This window comes from Phenylobacterium sp. (assembly GCF_035276905.1).
Lineage (GTDB): Bacteria > Pseudomonadota > Alphaproteobacteria > Caulobacterales > Caulobacteraceae > Phenylobacterium.
In genome coordinates this window covers 1-3,599 of sequence record NZ_DATELG010000011.1, presented here as the reverse complement: position 1 = coordinate 3,599, position 3,599 = coordinate 1, and the positions used below count along the sequence as shown (strand labels likewise).

Annotated in this window: 5 protein-coding genes; 1 reads left to right on the top strand and 4 read right to left on the bottom strand. The window is 69.2% G+C overall.

Features of this window, described 5'->3' with window-relative positions; translation table 11 throughout:
- The coding region (locus tag VJS38_RS00395) for a DUF1150 family protein (RefSeq protein WP_324086179.1) at positions 1-219 on the top strand (219 nt) is incomplete at its 5' end.
- Positions 220-434: 215 nt separating this feature from the next.
- On the opposite strand, the gene ptsN is transcribed toward VJS38_RS00395, so the two are convergent.
- The 4 genes from ptsN to rpoN all read right to left on the bottom strand — a co-directional run.
- Positions 435-908, bottom strand: coding sequence for a PTS IIA-like nitrogen regulatory protein PtsN (gene ptsN / locus VJS38_RS00390; protein ID WP_324086180.1), 474 nt, complete (start codon positions 906-908; stop codon positions 435-437).
- 69 nt (positions 909-977) lie between these two features.
- Positions 978-1,613, bottom strand: coding sequence for a ribosome hibernation-promoting factor, HPF/YfiA family (gene hpf, locus VJS38_RS00385; RefSeq protein WP_324086178.1), 636 nt, complete (start codon positions 1,611-1,613; stop codon positions 978-980).
- Positions 1,614-1,645: 32 nt separating this feature from the next.
- The gene (locus VJS38_RS00380) at positions 1,646-2,269 is read right to left on the bottom strand and encodes an exopolysaccharide biosynthesis protein (RefSeq protein ID WP_324086177.1); all 624 of its coding nucleotides are present in this window, start codon (positions 2,267-2,269) and stop codon (positions 1,646-1,648) included.
- Between the two features lie 67 nt (positions 2,270-2,336).
- On the bottom strand, positions 2,337-3,599 hold a 1,263-nt coding region (rpoN, locus tag VJS38_RS00375; RefSeq protein WP_324086176.1), incomplete at its 5' end, for an RNA polymerase factor sigma-54.

Genomic DNA, 3,599 nt, shown 5'->3' with positions numbered 1-3,599 from the left:
CTCGGCGCGCCGCATCTGGTCTACGTCCGTCCCGTGAAGGCGGCGGAGATCATCGCAAGTGTTCCGTCCGCACAGGTGCAAGGCTTCGATCTCGACCCCGAGCAGACGCTGTATGCGGTGCATCGCGCCGACGGCGAACGCCTGGCGGTCCTGACCGATCGCGACTCCGCGGTCGCCGCCGCGCTTGCCCACGAGCTGGCCCCGGTGTCGGTGCACTAGTCGCCCTGGGTCCGCTCCACTGGAGAAGAAAGGCCGGTCCGCTCCGGGCGGACCGGCTTTTTCTTGGCCCCCTGTTGATCGAACTAAGTTCGTTCGATCTTAGAACCACGAAAAACACGAAATACACGAACGCGCCGGTGAAGTGGGGCCGCGAAGGGTCGCGCCGGGCTTTCGTGCTTTTCGTGGTTTCGGCGAAGCCGATCTTCGTGGTCGGCTCAAGCCGCGCTTGATCGCGCCGAGCCGCTGTCCTGGACCAGCAGGGCGTGGACGGCGTCGGCGGTGCGGGCCTGGCGCAGTTGCTGGCGCAGCTCGGCCTGGCGCAGCAGCCGCGAGACGCGGGCCAGCGCGCGCAGGTGTTCGGACCCGGCGTCGATCGGCGCGAAGAGGGCGAAGATCAGGTCGACCGGCTGCTCGTCGACCGCTTCGAAGTCCACCGGCTGCTCGAGGCGCACGAAGACGCCGCGCATCCGCTCGACGCCTTCGAGGCGGGCATGCGGGGCGGCCACGCCGTGGCCGACGCCGGTCGAGCCGGCCTGCTCGCGCTCGGCGAGGGCGTCGAGGACGTCGGCCGCGTCGAGACCGAGATTGCGGGCGGCGATCTCGGCGATCAACGCCAAGACCTGCCGCTTGTTGGCCGCGCTCACGCGCAGGGCGATCGCGTTGCGATCGAGAAGCTCGCCGATCTGCATCTGTTCCAAAAACTCAAGTTCCGACGACGGGGCGTTTACCCTGCCATCGTGACGGAACGCGAAGCGTGGCTAGCTTCCGGTGGTTCCGTCGTTTCCCGCCCCGTTCGTACTTTTCGTCCGTTCTGGATCTATCCAGCCGATGTTACCGTCGGTGCGGCGGTATACCACCGAGAAACCGCCGTGCGCGGCATTTCGAAACACGATTGCCTGCGCTTCGGTCAGATCGAGCTGCATGACGGCCATCGAGACGGTCATGGTGCGGATCGGCGTCTCGGTCTCGGCGATGACCATCGACTCCGGAAAGCTCTCGATCGATTCGGCCGCCCACTCGTCCTCGTCTTCTTCCTCGAAGTCGGTCGGCTGCAGGACGAAATAGGCCGCCGTCTCCTGCTGCTTGGCCAAGGCCTGGTGGTGATGGTCCTTGAGCCGTTTCTTGTAGCGCCGGATGCGGGTCTCCATCTTGGAGATGGCCGCGCCCACCGCCATGTAGGCGTCGCCGCCCAGGCCGTGGCTGGTCAGCTGCTGGCCGGAGGCCAGGGTGACCGCGCAGTCGACCTTGAAGGAATGCCCTTCGCGGCTGACGACCACGTCGGCGCCGCCGCCGCGGTCGAAGTACTTGCCGATGCTGGTGGAGAGTTCGTCAGCGACCCGCGTCCGCAGAGCATCGCCGACATCGACGTGTTTGCCAGTGACTTGGACTTGCATGACCTGATCAACGCGCCTCCTGCCGGATGGTGTCAAGCCGGCAACAGCATCGATAGCCCCGTCTTGATCACCGCGCCGACGAGGTTGGCCGCCAGGACCAGGACGCCGACGCTGGCGGCGGCCAAGACGTAGCCCGCCATGGCGATCGCCCCGTCCCGCTGGATCAGCGCCAGCGACAGGACGCTGACCGCCGTCGCCGGCAGCATGTTGCCCAGCGGGATCGGCAGGATCAGCACCAGGGCGAACACGGTGCAAATCAGACCGATCAGCCGCCGGCCCTGCACGCCCACCACGAAACCCAGCCTCGGACGCGAGAGCGCCTCCATCCGCGTGAGCCAGGGCGTCATCCGCTGGAAGGCGCCGCGCAGGTCGGCCATCGACATCCGCCGTTCGCGCAGCCGGCGCGGCAGCCAGGGCCGCGCCTGGTCGAACAGGAGCTGCGGCGAGAGCAGCACCAGCGGCAGGCCGAACACCGTCGTCGCCCCCGGCGGCAGCGGCAGCGCGCAGGCGAGGCCGAACACCAGGATCAGGCCGGCGAGGGCGCTGGCGCCGAGCGCATCGACCACCTCGCCCAGGCTCATGCTCTGGGCCTCGCTGCTGGAGAGGTCGCGGACCACCTGCGAAAGCGGACGGGCGTGCGGATCGGGCGCGGTCATTTGCTGCTCAGATGGGACGCGCAAGCAAGGCCGCCAAGTGCTTCCGTTCCCTCCCTTGATGGAGGGACTACACCGCCGCCTTCAGCATCCGGCGGCGCTCGACCGAGGAGGGGATTCGCATCGCCTCGCGGTACTTGGCGACGGTGCGCCGGGCGATGTCGACGCCGGCCTCCTTGAGGATCTCGACGATCCGGTCGTCGGAATGGACGTCGCGCTCGCTGGCCTCGGCGTCGATCAGCTGGCGGATGCGGTGGCGCACGCTCTCGGCGGAGTGGGCCTCGCCGCCCTCGGTCGCCTGGATCGCCGAGGTGAAGAAGAACTTCATCTCGAACACCCCGCGCGGGGTGCCGATGTACTTGTTCGAGGTGACCCGGCTGACGGTCGATTCGTGCATGCCGATGGCGTCGGCGACGGTCTTCAGGTTCAGCGGCCGCAGGTGCTCCACCCCATAGGCCAGGAAGGCGTCCTGCTGGCGGACGATCTCGGAGGAGACCTTGAGGATGGTCTTGGCGCGCTGGTCGAGGCTCTTCACCAGCCAGCTGGCCTGGGCCATGCAGTCGGCGACGAAGGTCTTTTCTTGATCTGAGCGGGCTCCAGAGGCGACGCGGGCGTGATAGCGCTGGTCGACCAGCAGCCTGGGCAGGGTCTCGCTGTTCAGCTCCACGTGCCACAGGCCGCCCGCGCCCTCGCGGACGAAGACGTCCGGCTGCACCGGCTGGGCCGGCTCGCCGCCGAACGCCGCGCCCGGCCGTGGCGTCAGCGCCTTCAGCTCGGCGATCATCTCGCGCAGGTCCTCGTCGTCCACCGCGCAGGCGCGCTTCAGCGCCGGGAGATCACGGCGGGCGAGAAGCTGCAGGTTGTCGAGCAGGGCGGCCATCGCCGGATCGAACCGGTCGCGCTCCTTCAGCTGCAACATCAGGCATTCGCGCAGGTCGCGCGCGCCCACGCCGGTCGGCTCGAAGCCGTGGATCACGCCCAGCACCTGCTGCACCCGCGCCAGCGGGCAGCCCAGCCGCACGGCCACCTCGTCCAGCTCCAGCCGCAGATACCCGCCCTCGTCGATCCCGTCGATCAGCACGCAGGCGACGGCGGCGTCGGCCGGCGGCAGGCCGGCCACGGCGAGCTGGTCGTGGAGGTGCTCGGCGAGCGTCTGCTCGCGATGCAGCAGGCCCTCCAGGTTGTCGGGCGCGGCGTCGAAGCTGCCGCCCGAGCCGGCGCGCGACCAGTCGACGGCGGCGCCGGTCTCGGCCCCCGCCTCCGGCGCATCGCCCGTGGCGCGCTCGCCGGGCGAGACTTCGTCATGGGCTGCATCCAGGTCCGCGCGCGCCTC

Excerpts from the sequence above, each read along its gene's own strand:
- ptsN (WP_324086180.1), bottom strand. The coding sequence starts at position 908 with ATGCAGATCGGCGAGCTTCTCGATCGCAACGCGATCGCCCTGCGCGTG.
- VJS38_RS00380 (WP_324086177.1), bottom strand. The coding sequence starts at position 2,269 with ATGACCGCGCCCGATCCGCACGCCCGTCCGCTTTCGCAGGTGGTCCGC.
- hpf (WP_324086178.1), bottom strand. The coding sequence starts at position 1,613 with ATGCAAGTCCAAGTCACTGGCAAACACGTCGATGTCGGCGATGCTCTG.